At 53.7% G+C, this 21,675-nt stretch carries 25 protein-coding genes; 13 read left to right on the top strand and 12 right to left on the bottom strand.

The annotated features are described in order from the left end of the window. Window positions 1-44: 44 nt before the first annotated feature. The 3 genes from L2Y28_RS07975 to rimJ are packed head-to-tail and all read right to left on the bottom strand — an operon-like array spanning window position 45 to window position 2,215. Window positions 45-968: a Gfo/Idh/MocA family protein gene (locus L2Y28_RS07975; RefSeq protein ID WP_023330132.1), complete on the bottom strand. Its 924-nt coding sequence runs from the start codon at window positions 966-968 to the stop codon at window positions 45-47. A 2-nt stretch (window positions 969-970) separates the two neighbouring features. Then, window positions 971-1,621, bottom strand: a complete 651-nt coding sequence (locus L2Y28_RS07970; protein ID WP_236919581.1) for a YceH family protein — start codon at window positions 1,619-1,621, stop codon at window positions 971-973. A gap of 9 nt (window positions 1,622-1,630) precedes the next feature. Further along, on the bottom strand, window positions 1,631-2,215 hold the full coding sequence (gene rimJ / locus L2Y28_RS07965) for a ribosomal protein S5-alanine N-acetyltransferase (RefSeq protein WP_003858007.1): 585 nt from the start codon (window positions 2,213-2,215) through the stop codon (window positions 1,631-1,633). A 236-nt stretch (window positions 2,216-2,451) separates the two neighbouring features. On the opposite strand from rimJ, the gene mdtH reads away from it, so the two are divergent. The 9 genes from mdtH to L2Y28_RS07920 all read left to right on the top strand — a co-directional run bounded on the left by mdtH (window position 2,452) and on the right by L2Y28_RS07920 (window position 9,133). Continuing rightward, a complete protein-coding gene (gene mdtH / locus L2Y28_RS07960; protein ID WP_022647718.1) occupies window positions 2,452-3,660 on the top strand; it encodes a multidrug efflux MFS transporter MdtH in 1,209 nt (402 codons plus the stop codon). A 120-nt stretch (window positions 3,661-3,780) separates the two neighbouring features. After that, window positions 3,781-4,341 (top strand): lipoprotein, encoded by a 561-nt coding sequence (locus L2Y28_RS07955; protein WP_022647717.1) that lies wholly within the window; start codon window positions 3,781-3,783, stop codon window positions 4,339-4,341. Window positions 4,342-4,469: 128 nt separating this feature from the next. Continuing rightward, entirely contained in the window at window positions 4,470-5,516 is a 1,047-nt protein-coding gene (pyrC, locus tag L2Y28_RS07950) for a dihydroorotase (protein ID WP_022647716.1), read from the top strand. A gap of 75 nt (window positions 5,517-5,591) precedes the next feature. After that, entirely contained in the window at window positions 5,592-5,837 is a 246-nt protein-coding gene (gene dinI, locus L2Y28_RS07945) for a DNA damage-inducible protein I (protein WP_022647715.1), read from the top strand. Between the two features lie 274 nt (window positions 5,838-6,111). Then, complete coding sequence (bssS, locus tag L2Y28_RS07940) at window positions 6,112-6,366, top strand: biofilm formation regulator BssS (protein ID WP_015570838.1); 255 nt, start codon at window positions 6,112-6,114, stop codon at window positions 6,364-6,366. 111 nt (window positions 6,367-6,477) lie between these two features. After that, window positions 6,478-7,596, top strand: a complete 1,119-nt coding sequence (solA, locus tag L2Y28_RS07935) for an N-methyl-L-tryptophan oxidase (RefSeq protein ID WP_022647714.1) — start codon at window positions 6,478-6,480, stop codon at window positions 7,594-7,596. Between the two features lie 50 nt (window positions 7,597-7,646). After that, window positions 7,647-7,760 (top strand): YceO family protein, encoded by a 114-nt coding sequence (locus tag L2Y28_RS07930; RefSeq protein WP_022647713.1) that lies wholly within the window; start codon window positions 7,647-7,649, stop codon window positions 7,758-7,760. A gap of 226 nt (window positions 7,761-7,986) precedes the next feature. Further along, window positions 7,987-8,553, top strand: coding sequence for a cytochrome b (locus L2Y28_RS07925; protein WP_022647712.1), 567 nt, complete (start codon window positions 7,987-7,989; stop codon window positions 8,551-8,553). 1 nt (window position 8,554) lies between these two features. Beyond that, on the top strand, window positions 8,555-9,133 hold the full coding sequence (locus L2Y28_RS07920) for a YceI family protein (protein WP_022647711.1): 579 nt from the start codon (window positions 8,555-8,557) through the stop codon (window positions 9,131-9,133). A gap of 38 nt (window positions 9,134-9,171) precedes the next feature. Here L2Y28_RS07920 and L2Y28_RS07915 read toward each other — a convergent pair whose 3' ends face one another. Further along, window positions 9,172-10,221, bottom strand: coding sequence for a rhodanese-related sulfurtransferase (locus L2Y28_RS07915; protein WP_022647710.1), 1,050 nt, complete (start codon window positions 10,219-10,221; stop codon window positions 9,172-9,174). A 218-nt stretch (window positions 10,222-10,439) separates the two neighbouring features. Between L2Y28_RS07915 and L2Y28_RS07910 the strand changes: the two genes are divergently transcribed. The 3 genes from L2Y28_RS07910 (at window position 10,440) to L2Y28_RS07900 (ending at window position 13,197) form a co-directional block, all read left to right on the top strand. Next, window positions 10,440-11,366 (top strand): Kdo(2)-lipid IV(A) acyltransferase, encoded by a 927-nt coding sequence (locus L2Y28_RS07910; protein WP_022647709.1) that lies wholly within the window; start codon window positions 10,440-10,442, stop codon window positions 11,364-11,366. A gap of 141 nt (window positions 11,367-11,507) precedes the next feature. After that, entirely contained in the window at window positions 11,508-12,743 is a 1,236-nt protein-coding gene (gene mdtG / locus L2Y28_RS07905) for a multidrug efflux MFS transporter MdtG (RefSeq protein WP_022647708.1), read from the top strand. Between the two features lie 79 nt (window positions 12,744-12,822). Further along, entirely contained in the window at window positions 12,823-13,197 is a 375-nt protein-coding gene (locus L2Y28_RS07900) for a MysB family protein (protein ID WP_003858026.1), read from the top strand. Window positions 13,198-13,204: 7 nt separating this feature from the next. On the opposite strand, the gene L2Y28_RS07895 is transcribed toward L2Y28_RS07900, so the two are convergent. From L2Y28_RS07895 to mdoG, 3 genes are all read right to left on the bottom strand, one after another. Further along, window positions 13,205-13,432, bottom strand: coding sequence for a YceK/YidQ family lipoprotein (locus tag L2Y28_RS07895; protein WP_003858030.1), 228 nt, complete (start codon window positions 13,430-13,432; stop codon window positions 13,205-13,207). Window positions 13,433-13,516: 84 nt separating this feature from the next. Next, on the bottom strand, window positions 13,517-16,045 hold the full coding sequence (gene mdoH / locus L2Y28_RS07890; RefSeq protein WP_022647707.1) for a glucans biosynthesis glucosyltransferase MdoH: 2,529 nt from the start codon (window positions 16,043-16,045) through the stop codon (window positions 13,517-13,519). Next, window positions 16,038-17,591, bottom strand: a complete 1,554-nt coding sequence (gene mdoG / locus L2Y28_RS07885) for a glucans biosynthesis protein MdoG (RefSeq protein WP_032622136.1) — start codon at window positions 17,589-17,591, stop codon at window positions 16,038-16,040. Before mdoG ends, mdoH begins: the two co-directional genes overlap by 8 nt. Window positions 17,592-17,846: 255 nt before the next feature. Between mdoG and mdoC the strand changes: the two genes are divergently transcribed. Beyond that, window positions 17,847-18,986: a glucans biosynthesis protein MdoC gene (gene mdoC / locus L2Y28_RS07880; RefSeq protein WP_022647705.1), complete on the top strand. Its 1,140-nt coding sequence runs from the start codon at window positions 17,847-17,849 to the stop codon at window positions 18,984-18,986. Between the two features lie 41 nt (window positions 18,987-19,027). Here the strand turns inward: mdoC and ymdB are convergent, their stop codons facing one another. The 5 genes from ymdB to csgB all read right to left on the bottom strand — a co-directional run bounded on the left by ymdB (window position 19,028) and on the right by csgB (window position 21,458). After that, window positions 19,028-19,564 carry an O-acetyl-ADP-ribose deacetylase gene (ymdB, locus tag L2Y28_RS07875; protein ID WP_022647704.1) on the bottom strand — a complete coding sequence of 179 codons (537 nt, stop codon included), beginning with the start codon at window positions 19,562-19,564 and terminating at the stop codon, window positions 19,028-19,030. Between the two features lie 80 nt (window positions 19,565-19,644). Next, a complete protein-coding gene (locus L2Y28_RS07870; protein WP_022647703.1) occupies window positions 19,645-19,965 on the bottom strand; it encodes a type 1 fimbrial protein in 321 nt (106 codons plus the stop codon). A gap of 153 nt (window positions 19,966-20,118) precedes the next feature. Further along, window positions 20,119-20,451: a curli assembly chaperone CsgC gene (gene csgC / locus L2Y28_RS07865; RefSeq protein ID WP_022647702.1), complete on the bottom strand. Its 333-nt coding sequence runs from the start codon at window positions 20,449-20,451 to the stop codon at window positions 20,119-20,121. Between the two features lie 56 nt (window positions 20,452-20,507). Beyond that, window positions 20,508-20,963, bottom strand: a complete 456-nt coding sequence (gene csgA, locus L2Y28_RS07860; RefSeq protein ID WP_003858043.1) for a curli major subunit CsgA — start codon at window positions 20,961-20,963, stop codon at window positions 20,508-20,510. A 39-nt stretch (window positions 20,964-21,002) separates the two neighbouring features. Continuing rightward, the gene (gene csgB / locus L2Y28_RS07855) at window positions 21,003-21,458 is read right to left on the bottom strand and encodes a curli minor subunit CsgB (RefSeq protein WP_022647701.1); all 456 of its coding nucleotides are present in this window, start codon (window positions 21,456-21,458) and stop codon (window positions 21,003-21,005) included. Between the last annotated feature and the right edge of the window lie 217 nt (window positions 21,459-21,675).

The raw sequence follows: 21,675 nt of genomic DNA, 5'->3' as shown, positions 1-21,675 counted from the left end.
TAACCGGATTTCAACGAATTACTATCGGCAGATGTTACAGCGAGTTATTCCGACATCGCTTCGCGCCAGAGTCGTTCCACGATGCGCTGCGCCAGAATGGCCTGCTCCCCGGACGTTTCAGGAACCGTCTGATTCTGCACGCAGGTAATGAAGTGACGCGCACAGCCCACAAAGCCACGCTGCTCCAGGGTGCTCTGCCAGCCGGGAACGGGTAACGCGAGCACGCCATTGCCCTTCTCTTCCCGCCACTCTCGCATATCGGTGACGTCATACAGCGCGCCATCCGTAACAGCCTGCACGGACTCGCGCTGGCTGCCCGCCCGACGATGCATGCTGGTCGTCACCTGTAAATGCTCAACGGCAAAATGATGTTCGGCGTAAACCATTTCACCCTGCTCGTTGGTCAGCAGCGTGCCGCTTTGCAGCTGGGCTTTTCCGTTACTCAGCCACAGGGCCGTATCCACGACGTGGAGATAATCATCCAGCAGCGTGAACCGCAGATCGTTCGGCCCCACGCTGTCGGTACGGTGCTTATCCATACGCAGAGAGGCATACGAGCCGGACTGCGCTTTAAGCTTCTGATAGAGCGGCGCAAAACGGCGGTTGAAGCCGACCATCAGCGTCAGCTTTTTACGCGCGGCCAGCTCAATCAGTCGTTCAGCATCCTGCACATTTTCCGCCAGCGGCTTATCAACGCAGACGTGAACGCCTGCGTTCAGCAACTCGCTCACCACCTGGAAGTGCGTCGCGGTTGAGGTATGCACAAATACCGCATCACATTCACGGGCTAAATCCTGGAGTGAGCCAGCATAAGGGATGCGCCAGGTTTTGCAGATGCGCTCTGCTTTCTCGCGGGTGGGCGACCACGCCCCTTGCAGCGTCCAGTCTGACGCGGCGCCTAAAACGGGCAGCCAGGCTTTTTGCGCAATCCCGCCCAGCCCCACCACTCCAATGCGTAATATAGTCACGGTTAATCTCCCAGGTGTGCGAGTAAAGCATCCAGACGCTGCTTCAGCCCGGCAACCTCGTCTTCCAGGGCTGCCACGCGCGCGGTCAGGCTGTCGTTTGATGCTGGCGTGTCGGATTCGACGGCCAGCGTAGAGGACTCCACGTCGCCGCTAAACAGGTGCATGTAGCGGCTTTCACGCTTGCCCGGCTCGCGGGCCAGACGCACCACGTAAGGACCGTCCTCGCGTGAGGCTAATCCCTCCAGCGTCTGTTCAACGTCCTGCATATCCTGAAACTCATGCATGCGGGAGGCGCGTGTGCGCAGTTCACTCGGCGTCTGCGCCCCGCGCAGCAGCAGCGTGGTGATAACCGCCACTTCTGCGGCGCTGAGTTTTAAATCGCCAAATTCGGAATTACAAAAGCGCTGTTCATATTTAGTGACGCGATTACCGAAGCCGCTGACGGTGCGCAGGTAGTGGCGCTTCACCAGCTCATCAAGGATATCCTGCACCTCATGCTCGCCAAGGTTCATCACCGGCTCACGGTTCGTCTTTTGGTTGCAGGCCATCGTGACGGCATTCACGGAAAGAGGATACTGTTCCGGCGTCGTAACCTGCTTTTCCAGCAGGCAGCCAATCACGCGCGCTTCGGCGCCATTTAACTGATATTTCATCTTTTCTCCTTAACGACCCGCGGTCCACTCCTGCGTGGTGAGCGCGGTGAGGACATGGTCCCGCCACTCGCCGTCAATCAGCAGATAATCTTTGGCATAGCCCTCTTTCTCAAACCCCAGGCGGGCCAGCAGATCGCCGCTGCGCTTATTGTGCGGCATGTAGTTCGCCATAATGCGATGGATATGTTGCGTGCGCTGCATGTAGCGAATCGCCGCCGTCAGCGCCTCAAACATGAGCCCCTGCCCCTGCCATTTCTGGCCGATGGAATACCCGAGATAGCAGGCGTGAAACGACCCGCGTACTACGTTTGAAAAATTGGCAATGCCAACGATCTCTTTCTCTTCCGGATCGAGAAGCGCGAAATAAAACGCACTTCCCTGTTTGTGAAATTCCGCAATCATACTGAGGCGCGCCTGCCAGCCAGAGGGGTAGCAATGGCTCTCGTCCCGAACGGGTTCCCAGGGTTTTAAAAACTGGCGATTCTCGGCGTAATAATCCGCCAGACGCCAGGCATCACGCTCATGCACCAGACGAACGACCAGCCTGTCCGTCGTCAGACGCACTTTTGGCACATTACTGCGATAGCCAAACATCGATACCACTCCTTCCCGTCGCTTCTGCTCTGCCTGTTAGCTTTACTATACCTGCGCCTGTGCCTTCTGTGAAAACAGTGACATACCATTTTTATCGCTTTTCACATTTTTCGATGAGAACTCTCTATCAAAGCACCTTTTTGATAAAAAAATATTGTCGCCAGCAGGTATGTGAAAAAGCGCGGCGACACCGCAGAATATTAGCGTGCTCACCTTTTATTTTCCCTGGAGGGAAAATGTCCCGCGTATCACAGGCCAGGAGCCTGGGTAAATATTTCCTGCTCGTCGATAACATGCTGGTCGTGCTCGGCTTTTTTGTCGTTTTTCCACTTATATCGATTCGTTTTGTCGATCAAATGGGCTGGGCGGCGCTAATGGTCGGGATCGCGCTGGGCTTACGCCAGTTTGTACAACAGGGTCTTGGCGTGTTTGGCGGGGCAATAGCCGACCGCTTTGGTGCGAAACCGATGATCGTCACCGGCATGCTGTTACGTGCGGCGGGATTCGCCACGATGGCAATCGCTCATGACCCCTGGCTGCTGTGGTTCTCCTGTTTCCTTTCCGGGATTGGCGGCACCCTTTTCGACCCACCGCGTACCGCGCTGGTGGTTAAGCTTATCCGTCCGCAACACCGGGGGCGTTTCTTCTCAATTTTGATGATGCAGGACAGCGCTGGCGCGGTAGTGGGCGCCCTGCTGGGAAGCTGGCTGCTGCAATACGATTTCCGCCTGGTCTGCGCCACCGGCGCGGTGCTGTTTATTCTCTGCGCGCTGTTTAACGGTCTGTTTCTGCCCGCATGGAAGCTGTCGACGGTAAAAGCGCCGGTGCGGGAAGGGCTTGACCGCGTGCTGAGCGATAAACGCTTCGTCACCTATGTTTTAACGTTGACCGGCTACTACATGCTCGCCGTGCAGGTCATGCTGATGCTGCCGATTATGGTTAACGATATTGCCGGCACGCCGGCGGCGGTAAAATGGATGTATGCCATTGAGGCCTGCCTTTCTCTGACTCTGCTCTATCCGATTGCCCGGTGGAGCGAGCGCCGTTTCCGGCTTGAGCACCGTCTGATGGCCGGGCTGTTGCTGATGACGCTGAGCATGATGCCCATCGGCCTGGTGAGCTCACTCCAGCAGCTGTTTATGCTGATTTGCACCTTCTATATTGGCTCAATCATTGCCGAGCCGGCCCGTGAAACCCTGAGCGCGTCACTTGCCGACGCCCGGGCCCGTGGCAGCTACATGGGCTTCAGCCGTCTCGGACTGGCGCTTGGCGGCGCGCTGGGTTACACCGGTGGCGGCTGGCTGTTTGATGCCGGAAAAGCGCTCCATCAGCCGGAGCTGCCGTGGGTCATGCTCGGTATGGTCGGCTTTATGACGCTGATTGCCCTCTGGTGGCAGTTCAGTGATAAACGCAGCACCCGCGGGATGCTGGAGCCTGGCGCCTGACCTTCTGGGGGAGGATATTTACCTCCCTGCACTATCAGTTTTTTCTGCTGGTTTCTCCAGGATCACCCTGACATACTGGCGTATCAGGACAGATGCGCCGATTTTATGTTGAGGAACACCATGAAAAAGATCGTTATTGCCGCTGCGTTAATTGTCAGTGGGCTGCTGGTGGGATGTAACCAGCTTACGCAGTACACCGTCAGTGAGCAGGAAATTAATCAGGCGCTGGAAAAACATAATAACTTTTCAAAAGATATCGGCGTGCCCGGCCTTGCGGATGCACATATCGTCCTGACGAATCTCGCCAGCCAGATTGGGCGCGAGGAGCCTAACAAAGTCACCCTGTCCGGCGATGCCAGCCTCGACATGACCTCGCTCTTCGGCAATCAGAAAGCGGATATCAAGCTGAAGCTCAAGGCGCTGCCGGTCTTCAATAAAGAGAAAGGGGCAATTTTCCTGCAAGAGATGGAAATCGTCGATGCGGTCATCACGCCGGATAAAATGAAACCGGTGCTGCAAACGCTGATGCCTTATCTCAACCAGTCGTTACAGAACTATTTCAACCAGCAGCCCGCCTACGTTCTGAGCGAAGACAAGAGTAAGGGCGAATCTCTGGCGAAAAAATATGCCAAAGGGATAGAGGTGAAACCGGGTGAAATCATCATTCCTTTCACCGACTAAATACTCCGGGCGCTCAGGCGCCCGTTTTTTTTAACGGAATAGTGTGCAAACGAAAACGTTTCCGCTTATGATTTGTGTCCGGCAAAAACAGCCATCTTATGACTGATCCCTTTCAAGCCGGAGCTTCCATGACTGTACAATCCCAGGTTCTCAAAATCCGCCGCCCAGACGACTGGCATATCCATCTTCGTGATGGCGACATGCTGAAAACCGTCGTGCCGTATACCAGCGAAATTTATGGCCGTGCGATTGTTATGCCTAACCTGGTTCCGCCAGTCACCACCGTCGAGGCCGCGATTGCCTATCGCCAGCGTATCCTTGACGCCGTTCCGGCCGGACACGATTTTACCCCATTGATGACCTGCTACCTGACGGACTCGCTGGATCCGAATGAAGTTGAGCGCGGGTTTAACGAAGGTGTGTTCACCGCCGCGAAGCTCTACCCGGCGAATGCCACCACCAACTCCAGCCATGGGGTGACCAGTATTGATGCCATCATGCCTGTTCTGGAGCGTATGCAAAAACTGGGAATGCCACTGCTGGTGCACGGGGAAGTGACCCACGCTGACATTGATATTTTCGATCGCGAAGCGCGTTTTATCGAAACGGTCATGGAGCCGCTGCGCCAGCGTCTTCCTGGGCTGAAGGTAGTGTTTGAACACATTACGACCAAAGATGCCGCAGAGTATGTCCGGGATGGAAACGAATTGATTGCCGCCACCATCACCCCGCAGCACCTGATGTTTAACCGTAACCACATGCTGGTAGGTGGCGTTCGTCCACATCTGTATTGTCTGCCGATCCTCAAGCGCAATATCCACCAGCAGGCGCTACGTGAGCTGGTCGCCAGCGGCTTCCCGCGCGCGTTCCTCGGCACGGATTCCGCCCCGCATGCCCGTCACCGTAAAGAGGCGAGCTGCGGCTGTGCAGGCTGCTTTAACGCCCCGACCGCCCTGGCAAGTTACGCAACCGTCTTTGACGAGATGAACGCGTTAGGCCATTTCGAAGCCTTCTGCTCCCTTAACGGCCCGCGTTTCTACGGTCTGCCGGTTAATGACACGTTCATTGAGCTGGAGCGCAAAGAAAGCCAGGTTGAAGCGTCGATTGCGCTCACCGACGATACGCTGATCCCCTTCCTGGCCGGTGAAACCGTAAGCTGGACGGTAAAAAGCTAAAAAATTGTCATCCCCCTGTTGTCAAACCGCCAATATAACTGTATAAATAAACAGTATATTACACAGGGGGCATTTATGCGTATTGAAGTCACCATTGCCAAAACCACCGTCCTGCCTGCTGGCGCACTCGACGCTCTGGCGGGTGAGCTATCCCGACGTATTAACAGCACTTTTCCTGAAAACGATGGCGCCATAACGGTACGTTATGCGACAGCAAACCATCTTTCCGTCATTGGCGGCGCGAAAGAAGACAAAGACCGCATCAGCGAAATTTTGCAGGAAACATGGGAAAGCGCCGACGACTGGTTTATCACTGATTAAAATTTGCTCCCTCATTGTGTTTTTTTGCCGGGTCGCCCCGGCTTTTTTTCGTTTCGTCTCCTGAAAGTTCAAAATATTTCAGTATCTTCTTAGAAAATCGTGAACAAGATGACGTTTTATTGTTCGAACAATCCTAAAAAGCAGAAAAATGTGTTGCTACCCGTTTATTTTTTCCTGCGGAACCCTTATTAATTGATATACTGAAATTGCTTTCAGAAAAACATGCATTGAACCTCAAAGTCGTTGTCTTCTAACACGCATTAAGGGGGTTATAATGGAAAAGAATAGTGAAGTGATCCAGACCCATCCGCTTGTTGGCTGGGATATCAGCACCGTAGACAGCTACGATGCGCTGATGCTGCGTTTGCACTACCAGACCCCAAATCAGCAAAACCGTGATGAAGCGGAAGTTGGACAGACGCTGTGGCTTACAACAGACGTCGCCCGTCAGTTTATCTCTATTTTGGAAGCAGGCATCGCAAAAATAGAATCTGGCGACTATCAGGAAAATGAGTATAAACGGCATTAATCTTATGCCCTTCACTCAACAGGCACCCTCGCGGTGCCTTATTTATTTCGTTCTTGTATAAGCCCACATAGTTAATTACTCTGCTAACAAAGCGTTAGTAAAGAGAAGCCTATGAAATACGATTTGATCATTATCGGAAGCGGCTCCGTAGGATCTGCCGCCGGTTATTACGCCACGCAGGCGGGTCTGAATGTGCTGATGATTGACGCCCACCTTCCCCCTCATTCTGAAGGAAGCCATCACGGCGATACCCGTCTCATCCGTCACGCTTACGGCGAAGGTGAGCGCTATGTACCGCTGGTGCTTCGGGCTCAGACGCTGTGGGATGAGCTGGCCGCACTCACCGAAGAACGCATTTTTGAGCGCACCGGGGTGATTAACCTCGGGCCTTCCAACTCCACGTTTCTGGCGAACGTTGAGGAGAGCGCGAAAGCCTACCGCCTGGACGTAGAGCGCCTGGATGCGAACGGCATTATGGCGCGCTGGCCGGAAATTTCTGTCCCTGAAGACTACATTGGATTGTTTGAAGCCAATTCCGGGGTACTGCACAGCGAAACGGCCATTAAGACCTGGATTGATCTCGCCGCCAAAGCGGGCTGCGCACAGTTGTTTAACTGTCCGCTCACGGGTATCACCCACCATGCCGGGGGTTCAACCGTCACCACGTCTGAAGGTGAATATACCGCCACGCGCCTGCTGGTGAGTGCAGGAACGTGGGTGACGAAACTGCTGCCGGATCTGCCCATCCAGCCGGTACGCAAAGTCTTCTCCTGGTTCCAGTCTGACGGGCGTTACAGCAGCCAGAACAAATTCCCGGCGTTCACGGGCGAGTTACCTAATGGCGACCAGTACTACGGTTTCCCCTCGGAAAAAGACGCGCTCAAGATTGGCAAACATAACGGCGGACAGGTCATTTCCTCTGCGGAAGAACGCAAGCCGTACGGAGCCTATCCGCAGGATGGTTCCGAAGCCTTCACGTTCCTGCGTAATATTCTGCCGGGCGTAGGCGGGTTGCTTTATGGCGCAGCGTGCACCTACGACAATACGCCAGATGAAGACTTCATCATCGACACCTTGCCTGGGCACGACAACACCCTGATCGTAACCGGGCTCAGCGGTCACGGGTTTAAATTTGCCTCTGTGTTAGGTGAAATCGCCGCCCAGTTTGCTCAGGGGATTGCGCCTTCGTTTGATCTCAAACCCTTCGCGCTCTCGCGCTTTAGCCGATAATACCGCTACAGGCTCCGAATAACCGGAGCCTGATTTGCGAGAGGATCATGATGCGCAGACTGGTGAATTACCTTATCAATAACATCCGCGAGCATTTCATGCTCTACATTGTCCTTTGGTCGCTGCTGGCGATTGTTGACGTCATCTTTATTGTATTCTTCTGAAAACCATCACTGACGTTTATTGACACTCCTTTAAACTTATTTAACTTATAGTTTTTATAAAAAGTCATCTCAAATTTATTGAACGAAGCGATTGAAATACATTGCGGAAACACATTCAAATTCGCTGAAATAAAATAACTAAATAACATTATTCCTTTTTTTCAGTTGCATTATTTAATTAATCCGGCCATTTTTATTGCTCAGTCATTTGAGAACGGAAATTCATATGCAATGGCGTAACTCCTCCAGCCGCTACGGAATAATATCCATGTGTTTACACTGGCTATTTGCACTTGCTGTCTATGCCATGTTTGGTCTCGGCCTCTGGATGGTGACATTAAGCTATTATGACGGTTGGTATCATCAGGCCCCCGAATTGCACAAAAGCATTGGGGTTCTGCTGATGATGGGTCTGGTTTTTCGCGTGATCTGGCGACATCTCTCTCCGCCCCCTCCAGCCCCCAAAAGCCATGGCCGTCTTACCCGCATAAGCGCTGTTGGCGCACATATCGCACTCTATGCCCTGCTGTTCGCCATTCTGATCAGCGGTTATCTCATTTCGACCGCAGACGGCAAACCGATCAGCGTGTTTGGGCTCTTTGACGTCCCTGCCACGCTGGCTGACGCCGGTTCACAGGCTGACACCGCAGGTGTGGTTCATCTGTGGCTGGCATGGAGCGTGGTGATCCTGTCTGTTCTGCATGGCCTTGCGGCCCTGAAACACCACTTTATCGATAAAGACGATACGCTGAAGCGCATGCTTGGCCGTTCGTCAGTTGACTCTGGAGCATAAAATGAAAAAACGCCTGTTGGGTATCGCATTAGGTTCGCTGTTATTTACCACCGGTTCGGCCATTGCCGCCGACTATAAAATTGATAAAGAAGGCCAGCATGCCTTCGTCAATTTCCGTATTCAGCATCTGGGTTACAGCTGGTTATATGGTACGTTCAATGATTTCGATGGCACATTTAGTTTCGACGAGAAAAACCCTGCTGCCGATAAAGTAAACGTCACCATTAATACTAACAGCGTCGACACTAATCACGCCGAGCGTGATAAACATCTGCGCAGCGCTGAATTCCTGAACGTAGGCAAATTCCCGCAAGCTACTTTCGCGTCGACAGAAGTGAAGAAAGACGGTGATAAGCTCGCTATTACCGGTAATCTTACGCTGAACGGCGTAACAAAACCGGTAACACTGGATGCGAAATTAATCGGCCAGGGCGACGATCCGTGGGGCGGAAAACGTGCTGGCTTTGAAGCCGCCGGCAAAATTCATCTGAAAGATTTTAATATCACCACAGATTTAGGACCGGCATCGCAGGATGTAGAGCTGATTATTTCGGTGGAAGGCGTTCAGCAGAAGTCATAAAACAGGCCCGGCAGGCTTTTACGCCGCCGGGCAATGTTTTACTCCGGGTCCGGAATACCCAGTTTGGTATTCAGTCGGCCCCGGGATTTATTAAAGATCTTATTCCCGTTCTCGCGCCCGGCACGGCGACGACGTTGCTCTTCTTCAGGCAGGATACTCTCTTCACTGCACAGCTCGCTACAGCAGCCATTAAACTTCTCGGCACATGCAGGACACTGAATAAACAGAAGATGACAACCGTCGTTTTTGCAGTTGGTATGCGTGTCGCACGGCGTACCGCACTGGTGGCAGTGAGCGATTACGTCCTCTGAAATTCGCTCGCCCATACGCTCATCAAACACAAAGTTTTTACCGATAAAACGCACCGGTAACCCCTGCTCGCGGGCGCGGCGGGCATATTCAATGATCCCACCCTCAATATGCCAGACTTTATTAAAACCGTTGTGTTTCATCCAGGCACTGGCTTTTTCGCAGCGGATCCCACCGGTGCAATACATAACGATCTTTTTGTCTTTATGCTCCTGCATCATCTCAACCGCTTTCGGCAGCTGTTCGCGGAAAGTGTCGGCAGGAATTTCCATCGCATTCTCGAAGTGGCCCACTTCATATTCGTAGTGGTTACGCATATCGATGAACACTGCATCCGGATCGTCGAGCATCGCGTTCACTTCAGCGGCCTTGAGGTACTCCCCCACATTCGCGGCATTGAAGCTCGGATCGTCGATGCCATCCGCCACAATACGCTCACGCACCTTCATGCGCAGCACCCAGAACGATTTGCCGTCATCATCCAGCGCAATGTTCAGGCGTAAGCCGTTAAGCGCCGGATCAAAACCATAAAGGAGATCGCGGAAGGCGCTGACTTTGCTTTCCGGCACGCTGATCTGCGCGTTAATACCCTCACGCGCCAGATAGACGCGACCAAACACGTTCAGGGCGGTGAAAGCCTGGTAAAGCGCATCGCGGGTCGCCTGTGGATCGTTGATGGTAAAATATTTATAGAAAGAGATCGTTGTGCGCGGTTCGGTTTCGGCCAACATACGCGCTTTCAACATCTCATTCGAAACGCGGTTGTGTAACACTGGCATGGTGTACAAGTCCTGCAATCGTTGAGAAATAAAAATCGGTCGGCATGATATAGCAAACAAAGACAATTTACATCCACACAATTTACGCTACATTTCAGTCAACCTGATTAATCAGACTTAACACTTGCATATTCTTTCATGTTTCGATGACAGACATTTTGGCTATGCCTCAAAAAATGAGACAATAGCCTTTCAGGACGTTAGAACACAGGACAGACATGACCCAGTTACCGAAATTTACTGCCGCGCTTTTACACCCACGCTATTGGTTAACATGGTCAGGCATTGGCTTGTTGTGGCTAATTGTACAGCTGCCTTATCCCGTAATTTTCCGCATGGGTAAAGGGCTGGGCCGCATTGCTCAACAATTTATGAAGCGTCGCGCCAGGATCGCGTATCGAAATCTTGAGCTTTGCTTTCCTCAGATGAGCGAATCTGAGCGTCACGACATGGTGGTTAAAAACTTCGAATCTGTCGGCATGGGACTGATGGAGACCGGTATGGCCTGGTTCTGGTCGGATAAGCGCATGGCGCGCTGGACGGAAGTGGCCGGAACCGGCATGGATCCGGTGCATAATCTCCAGGCCAACCAGACTGGCGTCCTGCTGATTGGCGTTCATTTCCTGACGCTCGAAATTGGCGCGCGCATGTTCGGCATGCAGGCGCCGGGTATTGGCGTTTATCGTCCCAACGATAATCCGGTGATCGATTTGATACAGACCAACGGACGCATGCGCTCGAATAAAAGCATGATCGACCGCAAAGACCTTAAAGGGATGATCCGCGCCCTCAAATCAGGTGAAGTGGTCTGGTATGCCCCGGATCATGACTATGGCCCGCAATCCAGCGTGTTTGTCCCGTTCTTTGCGGTGGAAGAGGCCGCGACGACCACCGGGACCTGGATGCTGGCGCGGATGTCCAAAGCGGCTATCGTGCCGTTTGTGCCGCGCCGTAAGCCGGACGGTTCAGGCTATCAGCTTATCATGCTGGAGCCGGAACTCGCTCCGCCGCTCGACGACGCGGAAACTACCGCGCGCTGGATGAACGGCATTGTGGAGAAATGCATTATGCTCGCTCCCGAGCAGTACATGTGGCTGCATCGCCGCTTCAAAACCCGGCCTCAGGGCGTCCCTTCTCGTTATTAATCTGCATGCGGTCTTCCGGGCCGCAAGCTGTTTTAGCTTTAAAAGCTCCCCGTCATTGCGGCAATCATACCCCAGGCGCATAATTAGCAGGCTTATTACCTCACTGGTCACGGTGCCCTGCACCTCATTATGCGGATAGTTATGTCCTCCACAGATGCTCCCATAAACTGGAAACGCAACCTGACGGTTGCATGGCTGGGTTGTTTTCTTACTGGCGCCGCCTTTAGCCTGGTAATGCCCTTCCTGCCCCTCTACGTTGAACAGCTCGGCGTCACCGGCCATAGCGCACTGAATATGTGGTCCGGCCTGGTGTTCAGCATTACGTTCCTGTTCTCCGCCATTGCGTCGCCTTTCTGGGGTGGGCTTGCGGATCGCAAAGGCCGCAAAATTATGCTGCTGCGCTCCGCGCTCGGCATGGCGATCATAATGCTGTTGATGGGGGTGGCGCAGAATGTCTGGCAGTTCCTGATATTACGCGCGCTTCTGGGTCTGCTCGGGGGATTTATCCCCAATGCCAACGCCCTGATCGCAACCCAAATCCCACGCCATAAAAGCGGCTGGGCATTAGGTACGCTCTCCACTGGCGGCGTAAGCGGCGCACTGCTGGGTCCGCTGGCGGGCGGGCTGCTGGCCGACCACTACGGACTGCGGCCGGTATTCTTCATTACCGCCAGCGTGCTGTTCCTTTGCTTCCTCGTGACGCTTATCTGCATCCGCGAGAATTTCACGCCGGTAGCCAAAAAAGAGATGCTGCACGCCCGGGATGTGCTGGCCTCGCTGAAAAACCCAAAGCTGGTGCTGAGCCTGTTTGTGACCACCATGATTATTCAGGTGGCCACCGGTTCAATCGCGCCTATTCTGACGCTCTATGTCCGCGACCTGGCGGGAAACGTCAGCAACATTGCTTTTATTAGCGGCCTGATCGCCTCTGTTCCCGGCGTGGCCGCGTTGCTGAGCGCGCCGCGACTCGGCAAGCTGGGCGATCGCATCGGCCCGGAGAAAATTCTGATCTGCGCCCTGATCCTCTCCGTTCTGCTGCTGATCCCCATGTCGATGGTGCAGTCTCCCTGGCAGCTCGGCGTGTTGCGCTTTCTGCTGGGCGCAGCGGACGGCGCGTTGCTTCCGGCGGTGCAGACGCTGCTGGTCTATAACTCCACCAACCAGATTGCCGGACGTATTTTCAGCTACAACCAGTCGTTTCGCGATCTGGGTAACGTCACCGGGCCGCTGGTCGGCGCGGGGGTTTCGGCCAGTTTCGGTTTCCGGGCGGTCTTTATCGTGACGGCAGGCGTCGTGCTGTTCAACGCTGTTTATTCCTGGCTCAGCTTATCCCGGGCGCTACGCCCGGCGCGCATAACACAACATCGTGACGGCTAATTTACGCATTCATACTTGCACAATCATATAATCAGCTATTCTTTCCCTGAATACCTTCACGAAAAACAGGGAGACACCAATGACCATGTACGCCACGCTGGAAGAAGCTATCGATGCCGCTCGCGAAGAATTCCTCGCCGATAATCCCGGCATTGAGGAAGAAGATGCTGACGTGCAACAACTCAATATCCAAAAATACGTCCTTCAGGACGGCGATATTATGTGGCAGGCCGAATTCTTTGCTGATGAAGGTGAGGACGGAGAATGTCTGCCGATACTGAGTGGTGAAGGTGCGCAGGCGGTATTCGACGGCGACTATGACGAAATTGAGTTACGTCAGGAGTGGCTGGAAGAAAATACGCTGCATGAATGGGATGAAGGTGAGTTTCAGCTCGAACCGCCGCTGGATACCGAAGAAGGTCAGGCCGCAGCGGACGAATGGGACGAGCGATAAGCTCTCGTTACTCGTAAGGGCCGTGGCTGGCATCGATGGGCAGCAGTAGCGTGTCGAAAATCAGCGAAAACGGCAGATCGAGCACGGTGAGATAGCGCCATGCGGAATCGCGGACATCCCACTGTACGCCGGGGTAGTACTGATTCCCGTGGCCCTGTCCGGGAATGGTGCGGCTGATGATGCTGCCGCAGCCGCTGAGCAGGCATGCCATCATGACGACGATGATTACTTTCATTTCTGACCTCTAAAAAAATACCGGCCTCACAGCCGGTATTTTATTTGGCAGGTGGCGCTTCGCTTACCCGCCCTACTTAACAACTTACTTCGTCTTCAGTGCCAGCGGATTCAGCTTCACGTCCTTGTAGTAGTTCACCCACGAAGAGTATCTCTCCGGAGAAGTCCACACGCGGTAGTGAAGCCGTGCCATCGTCACCGGATCGCTCAACAGCACCAGACGACGGTCGCGGTTAAGCTTTTCTGGCGTCTCGTTCAGCGCCTGCTCAACGTGGCGATCGCGGGCGATCTCCAGCACCTGGCTGGCGCGGTGACGCGCAGTCGCCATCGCGGTGGCCAGCGCATTGAATGACGGGTTAAACACGGCGTGCATAAAGCCATCATCCAGCGTGCGTTTGCGGTTCTGCTCCAGATAGGTATCGGTATCCACCAGCACCTGCGGCGGAGAATACTCTTCCGGGATCAGGAACAGCTTCCAGCGTTTGGTACGCAGGCCCACCGTAGAACGGCTGGAGATCACCGACACAAATGGCGACAGGATTAGCGAGAAGACGATTGGCGCCAGCCAGAACAGGAAACGCAGATCCAGCCAGGCCATACCAACGGCCCACACCAGGCCCAGCAGCAGCTGAGAGCCGTGGCGCATAAAGGCTTCACTCCATGGCGTAGAGTCATCGTCACGCTGCGGTGAATTCCACACCACTTCCCATCCCAGGAACGCGCTCACCACGAATACCGTGTGGAACAGCATACGCACCGGTGCCAGCAGGACCGAGAACAGCACTTCCAGCAGCAGTGAAAGGGTTACGCGGCAGAAACCACCGTACTCCTTCGAACCTTTACACCAGATCAGAATGATACTGAGCAGCTTGGGCAGGAACAGCAGCACCATGGTCGACGCGAACAGCGCAATCGCCAGCTCCGGACGCCACTGCGGCCACACCGGGAACAGCTGGCGCGGTTGCAGGAAGTACTGCGGCTCCGTCAGGGCATGCACAACCTGCAACGCGGTCGAGAGTGCCAGGAACATAAACCACAGCGGCGCAGACAGATAGGACATGACGCCCGTCAGGAACACCGCACGGTGAACAGGGTGCATCCCCTTCACCAGGAACAGGCGGAAGTTCATCAGGTTACCGTGACACCAGCGGCGGTCACGCTTGAGCTCATCCAGCAGGTTCGGCGGCAGCTCTTCATACGAGCCCGGCAGATCGTAGGCAATCCAGACGCCCCACCCTGCGCGACGCATCAGCGCGGCTTCCACAAAGTCATGCGACAGAATGGACCCGGCAAACGATCCTTCACCCGGCAGCGGCGCCAGGGCGCAGTGCTCGATGAATGGCTTCACGCGGATAATAGCGTTGTGGCCCCAGTAGTGAGATTCACCCAGCTGCCAGAAGTGCAGACCGGCAGTAAACAGCGGCCCGTAGACGCGGGTCGCAAACTGCTGGCAGCGCGCATATAGCGTGTCCATACCGGACGCTTTTGGCGAGGACTGAATAATACCCGCGTTCGGATTGGCTTCCATCAGACGGACCAGCCCGCTCAGGCAGTCGCCGCTCATCACGGAGTCCGCATCCAGTACCACCATGTAGCTGTACTGGTTACCCCAGCGACGACAGAAGTCATCGATGTTCCCGCTCTTACGCTTAACACGACGACGACGACGACGGTAGAAGATCTGCCCTTCGCCCTGCACTTCAGCAATCAGCTCCATCCAGGCTTTTTGCTCTGCCACGCAGATATCCGGGTTGTAGCTGTCGCTCAGGATGTAGACGTCGAAATGCGCCGCGTTACCGGTCGCCTTTACGGACTCCCAGGTGGCACGCAGCCCGGCGAATACGCGGTCAACATCTTCGTTACAGATAGGCATGATCAGCGCGGTACGGTGCTCAGGATTGAGGGGTTCATCCCCGACCGTCGACGCGGAAATGCTGTATTTGTCACGCCCCATCAGCAGTTGCAGGAAGCCCATCAGCGCCGTCCAGAACCCGGCGGAGACCCAACAGAACAGCACGGCGAACAGCAGAAGGATGCCGCTCTGTAAAATATACGGCAGCAGCTGCATGAAGGAGACCCAGATATCCTGGCCAATCATGTCAGCAGGGTTAATCAATGCCCAGCCCTGGTACGGCAGAATAGTTTTCATGTACCAGGTGGCGACAACCGTCTGTGCCAGCGTCAGCAGCAGCAGAATGTAACGACGAATCGTTCCCACGGTACGCCATTTCTGCTCGGACGCCTGTTGTTCTTTGGTCAGACGTGACAGATAGCGCGGCGTCACGTCACGCCCACGCAGGCGATCCCAGAAGCGACCCACCGGGTTGGTGCGCCACGGATCGGGGAACATAGAGGAACGCGTGGCCTTCGGCATCGCCTGTAGCTGGTCACGCCCTTCGTCATCCTTGATTAACTGCCCTTCTGCCAGCGAGTCTGGCCATGCCTGCTCCAGACGTGCCTTCACTGACCCCAGCGGCGTATCATCATCACGGGAAAAGTGACGATGTTCACCATCCAGCGCGGTGTGAACCGCGCGGATGTCGCTCGCAGGGAGTGCCGCTTTTTCAATGTCCGTTAGCGGCATGGCATCAATATATTCAGATGTATTATTCATTGGCAGGTAGCTGATAGCTCCAGGTTTCACTCAGCGGCTTATCGTTACTGACCAGCGCGGCGCGCATTTCAGTGGTCTGTTTCGGATCTTTCACCTTCACGCGCAGGGTCAAACGCCACCCTTTGGTGACCGGATTGTAACGCACGGCGTTCTCAACGATTTCACCGTTATCGCCAATGCTGGCCTGTGCCGTCACGGCAGTATCCGGCGCCAGTTTTTTCATATCCTGCCCGGTGAAGTCCACGATAAATGCCAGCGTGCCATCCGGCTGACGAATCAGGTTGGACTGCTTCACGTCCCCCGTAGAACGACGCGTCTGCATCACATACGCGTTATCCGGTGCGTGCAGTTTGTCTTCGTCACGGCTGAAGGTGATCGCATACTTGAAGTTCATCTCTTTACCGGCTTCAGGCAGCTGATCCGGTGTCCAGTACGCCACGATGTTATCGTTGGTTTCATCATTGGTTGGAATTTCAACCAACTCAACCTTGCCTTTACCCCAGTCGCCTTTCGGTGTAACCCAGGCGCTTGGGCGCAGATCGTAGCGGTCGTCCAGATCTTCAAAGCGGGAGAACTGACGGCCACGTTGCAGCAGACCAAAGCCCTGCGGGTTTTCCATCGCAAAGCTGCTGACGGCGAGGTGTTTCGGGTTGTTCAGCGGACGCCAGATCCACTCGCCGTTACCAGCATGAATGGAAAGGCCATTAGAATCATGCAGTTGAGGGCGGAAGTTAGTCGCCGGAGACGGCTGATTCGGCCCGAACAGGAACATGCTGGTCAGCGGCGCGACGCCCAGTTTGCCCACTTTATCGCGCAGGTAAACTTTAGACTGCACGTCAACCACCGTGTCACGCCCTGGCATGATCACGAAGCGATAAGCGCCTGTCGCACGAGGGGAGTCCAGCAGCGCATAAATTGTCAGACGTTTGTCGGTTGGTTTTGGACGTTCGATCCAGAACTCGCGAAAACGTGGAAATTCTTCACCTGATGGCAGCGCGGTATCAATTGCCAGACCGCGCGCAGAAAGCCCGTATACCTGCCCCGCGCCAATCACGCGGAAGTAGCTGGCGCCAAGCATGCTGACGATTTCGTCGTTTTTATCTTTGCTGTTAATCGGGTAAAGCACCTTGAAGCCTGCGAAGCCGAGGTCTTTCACCGTGTCTTTATCGTGTTGCACATCGCCAAAATTGAAATAATCCGGGCTGTACTTGATTTTACGTACCGCGGTCGCCGTCACTTCATTGATGGCAACCGGCGTGTCGAAGTACATACCCTGGTGGTAAAATTCAAGCTTGAACGGGGTTTTAATATTGTTCCAGTACGCTTTATCGTGATTGAACTGGATCTGCTGATAGTCCGCGTATTTCATGTCGCGGAAAACGGAGGGCAGGTTACTTTTTGGCGCTTCGTAGCTCTTGCCCGCCATCGATTTAGCCTGTTTTGCGACATCATCGATGTTAAAGGCCAGTGCAGATGAGGTATACAGTGACAACAGCACTGCTACACCCAACCAACGCATTTTCATCATTTGTGGTTTATGTTTCATAATAAGTAAGCACTTCCCCCTTTGTGTGCTTATATCGATCCGATCCATTTTAATGGAAACTCAGGCAATCCGACAACATTATCACTGCTTTGTTCAGCTCGCTGGCTCATGGATTAAGCAAATGAAAGAACCCGCTTTTCACTTTGCGTGCTTATCCTGGAGACAGGGTGTCGGTCTTGGTGTAGGGTTGGCTCCGAATGTAACCATTATGAGCCTTAGGGATAAGGCGAAAAGTCTGAGAATGCGCAAAGTTATATGAGCACAACCCCTGTACAACGTGAATATTTCCTCGACTCGATCCGCGCATGGCTCATGCTATTGGGGATCCCTTTTCATATTTCACTGATCTATTCCAGCCACACCTGGCATGTGAACAGCCAGATGCCCTCCTGGTGGCTGACGCTGTTCAATGATTTTATCCATGCCTTCCGCATGCAGGTGTTTTTCGTCATTTCAGGCTATTTCTCTTACATGCTCTTCTTGCGCTATCCCCTCAAGCGGTGGTGGAAAGTGCGCGTGGAGCGCGTGGGCATACCAATGTTGACGGCCATTCCGCTGCTGACGCTGCCGCAGTTCATCATGTTGCAGCATGTTAAAGGCAAGGCGGAAAACTGGCCTAATCTCTCGTTCTATGAGAAATACAACACCCTGGTCTGGGAGCTGATTTCCCACCTCTGGTTCCTGCTGGTACTGGTGGTGCTAACCACGGTGAGTTTGCTGATCTTCAGTCAACTGCGCCAGCGCGCGAGCGCCGCAACCTCGACCTTCTTCGCCAACATCACCCTGGGCAAGCTGTCGCTGCTGTTTCTTGCGCTGGGGGTCGCGTATGCCGCCGTCAGGCGTACCCTGCTCATTGTCTACCCTCCCATTCTGAGCGATGGGCTGTTTAATTTCGTGGTGATGCAGACCCTGTTCTACATTCCCTTCTTCCTGATTGGGGCGCTGGCATTTATTCATCCCCGGCTTAAAGCGCTGTTTACCACCCCCTCCCCCTGGTGTGCGGTGGGTGCTGCGCTGGCCTTTGCCGCCTATCTTCTCAATCAGCGCTTTGGCAGCGGGGACGCGTGGATGTATGAGACAGAGAGCGTGATAACGATGCTGATGGGCCTGTGGATGGTTAACGTGGTGTTCGCCCTTGGCCATCGTCTGCTGAATTTTAAATCCAGTCGCGTCACCTATTTCGTTAATGCTTCACTGTTTATCTACCTGGTCCACCATCCGCTGACGCTGTTTTTCGGGGCGTACATTACGCCGCATATCAAATCGAATGCGCTGGGCTTCTTCACCGGTCTGGTCTTTGTGGTTGGCATTGCCATCGTGTTGTATGAAATCCACCTGCGGATCCCGCTTTTGCGTTTCCTGTTCTCAGGCAAACCTCAGGTTAAAGCGGGATAAAAAAACGGCGCCTCCAGAGCGCCGTTTTTGCTTTTCAAACATCAAAATGCCTGGCTGCGCGCGGTCAAAAGCCGCTGATACAGGTCGGCGGTGTGCTCATCGAAACAGACAAAAATGACTTTTTCCGGCATGGGTTTGAGGGAAAGGTAGTGATAAACGGTATTCACGGCGATCGTAGCTGCCGCTTCCTTTGGATAACCGTACACCCCGGTGCTAATGGCGGGGAACGCCATGGTCTTATAGCCGTTATCTGCCGCAAGCCGCAGGCAGTTACGATAAGCCTGCTCCAGAATCTCAGCCTCATGGCGGTCGCCACCGTGCCAGACGGGTCCAACGGTATGGATCACTGCTTTGGCCGGGAGATCGCCCGCAAGCGTAATAACAGCATGCCCCGGCGGGCACTCTCCCTGCTGCTGGCGCACGGTTTTGCATGCTTCAAGGAGCTGAGGGCCCGCGGCCCGGTGAATGGCACCATCCACCCCGCCCCCACCCAAGAGGGAGGAATTGGCTGCGTTGACGATCACGTCAACGTGCACCGTCGTGATATCGCCATGAATAACGTCGATTTGCGGTCTCATAAACACCCTCTGCAACCCGCCTTTTTCATCAGTGTATCGCAGAGGGAGAAGGAGAAAAACTGTCGCGAAAAAAACGGCGGTTAACGGTAATCCACCTGAACGACCGCAAGCGTTTTCTTTTCATTCAGGTATTTCATGGTAACAGCGGCCAGCGCTGAGTGAGGATGATGGCCCCGGAGCGCCTCGTCATAACTGATGGTATGCGTTTTCATACGGTTATTTTCCGGGCAGGAAATTGCAAACTGCTGATGCCGGGGCGTGACTTCGCACGGGTCAGCGACCACCGCGCCACGAAAATGAATCACCCCACCATTCTCTATAGTTGCTGAATAAGCCGGAGAAAAAAAAGAGGACAGGATCAGTCCCAGACCAGAAATAATACACGCTGCGGATTTGAACATTATTTGTACTCCTCAATGAAATTCGTCCTTGAGGGGTAAAAACGCTCCGTTATGACGTATCAATTTAAGCAACCCGTTTGCTGGGTTCTTGATATCAGCATAGCTTACCTGTGCAGCGCCGCCACTTTATTAAATCATTGATTTTATGAATGATTAAAGCGTACTTGCCGGTGCGCTCCACTGCTGTGATAAATGAAGCGATTTTCCATCGGAAACGGTGACGATTATTTTTACCGCATCCCCTGAGCGAATATTTAAACTGATTCGCGTTAGATCAATCGGCTGATTAGCGGGTATAAAAAGAGTATTTTTCTGCCGCGATGTACTTTGTCCCCCCTGCCCCTGCCGGACAGATAACACCTCAACCTGACATTCGCAGGCGTCTGCCAGCGTGACCTGAGGAATAATGGTTGTCACATTTGCCTGCTGTGAGGTGCTGAACGTTATCTGGCTGGCAAGCGCGGCAAGGAGAATGAAGGTGCTCATGAGATCCTCCCGAAAAAAAACAGGGCGCATGCCCTGTTTTTTGGTACAGAAATGAATCAGTACTGGTGTGCGGTCGCGTTGTTGCCGAAGCCAACCTGGTGCACAGTCACCGTTGAGCCGGACGCTGTCTGGTCTACCGCCGCGCCGTTGCCGCCGCCGAACTGTTTCACGTTGATAACAGAATCTTTGCTATTCCACTGGTCGATGGTGGCGCTGTTACCAAAGCCTTTTTGCAGCAGATCGATAGAACTGTCATCAGAGCCCTGGCCAACGTCTGCGCCGTTACCGCCACCATGCTGGGTAATGGTCAATTCAGAATCTCGGGCGTCCGTCTGCAAAGCAAGCGCGGAGTTACCGCCGCCGTACTGGTAAATGCTCAGGGTTGAGTCAGGGCCGTTATTGCCGCCACCCCAGCCACCACCGTGACCGCCGCCAAATTGTGGTACCGCACCTGCGAAAGCACTGCCAGAAACTACGATTGCTGCAATAACTGCCACTTTGAAAAGTTTCATGGTAAACCCCCATCGGATTGATTAAGGCGTCACACATCGCTAGCGTTGAATAACGCGAATAGCCATTTGCGACTGTCTCTGTACTACAACTGCTGTTTTCTGCGTACCATACTGCGTTATATTCGCCCTGTTACCCGAGCCTTTCTGGATAATCATGGCGGTGTTGCCAAAAGCGCCCTGCTTAATACTCGCATCGTTGCCGTTGCCGGTCTGATCGATATAAGCAAGGTTATACGTCCCTGACTGATCAACATTCGCGCGGTTATTCCCGCCCTCCTGGGAAATAACGGACAGCAATTTAGAACCGCCCTGGCGTACATCAACATTATTTCCTGAACCCTGTTGACCAATAATGGCTGCCTGATTGTATGAAGCTTTACTTAATTCATTTATCGCAAAATTATATTCAGAACTGGCTAAATCTGAATCACCTGCGATTACAAACCCAGGCGCACCCAGTAATGTAAACATCATAAACAACGTTTTGTTTTTCATGCTGTCACCCTGGACCTGGCTATAAAAAAGGTATTCCTTACTCCGTTAACGCGATTCGTTTTGTTAACGCCGCGTTACGGAAAAGAGTATGTCTGCCGAAACATGTTTAATATCTCACCCGTGCGCCTTATTTTTATATTCCCCTTCACCTCAAAGTCGTAAATCTCGCCTGAAACGACGGGATACTCGCCTAAAGCAGAAACCAAAAATGTCTTCC

This window comes from Enterobacter sp. JH25 (assembly GCF_021725435.1).
Taxonomy (GTDB): Bacteria; Pseudomonadota; Gammaproteobacteria; order Enterobacterales; family Enterobacteriaceae; genus Enterobacter; species Enterobacter intestinihominis.
This window is presented reverse-complemented; position numbering and strand designations above follow the sequence as displayed.